Source organism: endosymbiont of Lamellibrachia barhami (assembly GCF_011947365.2).
Taxonomy (GTDB): Bacteria; Pseudomonadota; Gammaproteobacteria; order Chromatiales; family Chromatiaceae; genus QGON01.
Map to the genome: position 1 here is coordinate 1 of NZ_JAAVSH020000009.1, position 2,491 is coordinate 2,491.

Sequence of the window (2,491 nt, forward strand, 5' to 3'; positions counted from 1 at the left end):
GCAGGGTTACGGAGAGTTGTCGCCGCATCGTTGGTATGGACATTCAGGGTGTCTCCTGCGGGCTGTCGGCCGGGCATTCAATATTCCGGATGGTGGCTGATTCACGCCTGCCCTCCCGGTGCCAGACCAACGTCAGGTTGAAGCGGGTTCCGGGTGGCTGGTCGTAGCTGCTCATTCCCCAATTGTAGTCCCCCGGCGCGTAGGTCTGTTCGGTGGGAAGCAGCGACCACTTGAAGGCGATACGGGCTGCCTGACCGATTGATTGTTTTTCCCAGCGAGGCATCCAGTCATCTGTCGTGGCCATCGAAATGGAGTTGTTTCCTGAGATTATCTTCCACTCATTCAGGTTGAAGTGCAGTGAAGGACCCCCCGCAGCCGCCGTATTGACCAGGCGTGATTGGAAAACGCAGCTGGTGGCAAACTGGTTTGCTGCATCTGCGTCAAACCCTCTGGCCTGAAAAAAGGCGCGGGTCTGATCCGGGAGCCGCTGATTCAATTCAAACAGAATTCCTTCTGCCTCGTAACGCCAGAAGGCGAGACCTGTTTCAGGATCACTGCCGGTGGTTGCTGACCCAGCCGCACTCGCAGTGGGTATGAAGAGAGCGCTGAGCAGTAGAGTGATGGCGTACACGGAAAAGGTCTCGCCTCGCGGAGTCGAAAGATATTTGCAGTTAGATAGTGGGGAAATCACTTAAACTTGTAAATTTTTGTGAATAGGGGTTTAATTCCGGGCGCTTGGTTTGAATAAGAATAATTAAGAGAGATCCCATGAAAAAGCTATCCACTCCCTGGTTTTGCCTCCTTCTGCTGCTATTTTCGTCCGTCACCCAGGCCGATAAGATATACAAATGGTACGACGACGACGGTCTGGTTCATTATTCACAGACCCTGCCGCACAATGCAAACCAGGTCGAAACCCCCAGTGGCCGGATCAGCGTGGTGGGACAGTCCCGGTCAGCCGGTATGAAAAAACAGGCCAGAAAATTTATGGACGATGCCCGTGTCCGCCGGGTCTGGGTGGATCAAAACGGTAAAAATGTCCCTGGCTGGTACTGATTGCCTGGGGCCTGTTAACACTATGCGGATGCCCAGCGTTAACAGGCCCTAACTCAAGATACCGGGACTGGAGCGAAAGCTGTCAAGGATATGGACATAATTCGCCCGCTCGAATTCTGATGGGTCGGCCACGCTGATCTGGCTGAGACGGCCACGCACATCTTCGATCGACTCAAAATCCTTCTCATCCATCCAGGCTTCCAGTCCCTGCAACATGCCACCGATAGCAGAGGCCCCCTGTTCCAGCAGCAGACTGCAGAAATGCACTACATCAGCGCCTGCAAGCAGCAGTTTTATGACATCCTCCGCAGTGTGTACCCCCCCCGTGGCGCCGAGGGAGAGGGAGGCGCGTCCATGCAGGATGGCGATCCAGCGCATCGCAAGCAGCGTCTCGGCGGAAGTGGATGTGTGCAGGCTCGAGACCAGCCGCAGATTGTCGATATTGATATCCGGCTGATAAAAGCGATTGAAGAGCGACACGCCACGGGCGCCGGCCGCTTCCAGCTGTTTGACCATATTGGCCAGTGAGCTGAAGGCAGGTGAGAGCTTCATATTGATCGGGATATCGATATGTTGGTCCAACTCGCCCAGTAGATCCAGGTAGCGTTTTTCCACAGCCTGACCGTTGGTTTCGATATCCGCCGCCACATAATAGACATTGAGTTCCAGCGCATCCGCTCCAGCCCGCTGCATCTCTTTGGCGTGTTCGATCCAACCGCCGGGTGTTACGCCGTTGAGACTGGCGATGACCGGAATCTCCAGGGCAGATTTCAGCTGCTGCAGATTTTCGAGGTAGAGGTCCTGGCTGTTTGAAAAATCGTAATGATCGGGCAGAAAGCTGTCCGCTTCCCCAAACCCCGTATCCTGATGGTGCAGAAAACGCACCATGTTCTCTTCCTCAGCCGTCACCGCCTCCTCGAACAGGGAGTGCATGATGAGTGCCGATGCGCCGGCATCCTCCATGCGGCGCGCATCATCGATGCTGCGGGAGAGTGGGGAGGCGGAGGGCACCAGCGGGTTCTTCAACTGCATGCCGAGATAGTGGGTGGTCAGATCCATTTCAAACTCCTGTGCGGTAAACACGCTCCGCAGGCGTAGGCTGGTTCAAGCATAGCGGAACCGACCCCTGTAAATGTACATAGGGGGTTTCACCGCAGCCGACGCATGCCCCGGAGAATTCGAAGAGCGGCTGCATGATCATCGCGCCCTTCAGAGTGGTCTTTTTTAGTTTGCTACGGTCGTATTCCGGCAGGTCGAGGAAGAAGTCCCAGTTGGCTCGCTCCTGTTCGTGGTAGGCCGGGTCACCGGTCATGTTCAGCGCCTTGCGCTTGGGATTCTGTTTGTCGCGGATGGGACAGATATCCACGCAGAGACCACAGCCGGTGCAGTCGTTCGGGGCAACCTGATAACTGATCTTCAGCCCTTTTTCAAAACC

At 55.5% G+C, this 2,491-nt stretch carries 4 protein-coding genes; 1 reads left to right on the plus strand and 3 read right to left on the minus strand.

What is annotated here, in order from left to right; all coding sequences use genetic code 11:
- Positions 1–43: 43 nt before the first annotated feature.
- A complete protein-coding gene (locus G9Q73_RS19045; protein ID WP_177421544.1) occupies positions 44–631 on the minus strand; it encodes a hypothetical protein in 588 nt (195 codons plus the stop codon).
- Between the two features lie 137 nt (positions 632–768).
- On the opposite strand from G9Q73_RS19045, the gene G9Q73_RS19050 reads away from it, so the two are divergent.
- Positions 769–1,056 carry a DUF4124 domain-containing protein gene (locus G9Q73_RS19050; protein ID WP_177421545.1) on the plus strand — a complete coding sequence of 96 codons (288 nt, stop codon included), beginning with the start codon at positions 769–771 and terminating at the stop codon, positions 1,054–1,056.
- A 48-nt stretch (positions 1,057–1,104) separates the two neighbouring features.
- Here the strand turns inward: G9Q73_RS19050 and G9Q73_RS19055 are convergent, their stop codons facing one another.
- Entirely contained in the window at positions 1,105–2,115 is a 1,011-nt protein-coding gene (locus tag G9Q73_RS19055) for a dihydroorotate dehydrogenase-like protein (RefSeq protein ID WP_177421546.1), read from the minus strand.
- Position 2,116: 1 nt separating this feature from the next.
- A partial coding sequence (locus G9Q73_RS19060; protein ID WP_246345875.1) for a 4Fe-4S binding protein occupies positions 2,117–2,491 on the minus strand: 375 nt, incomplete at its 5' end.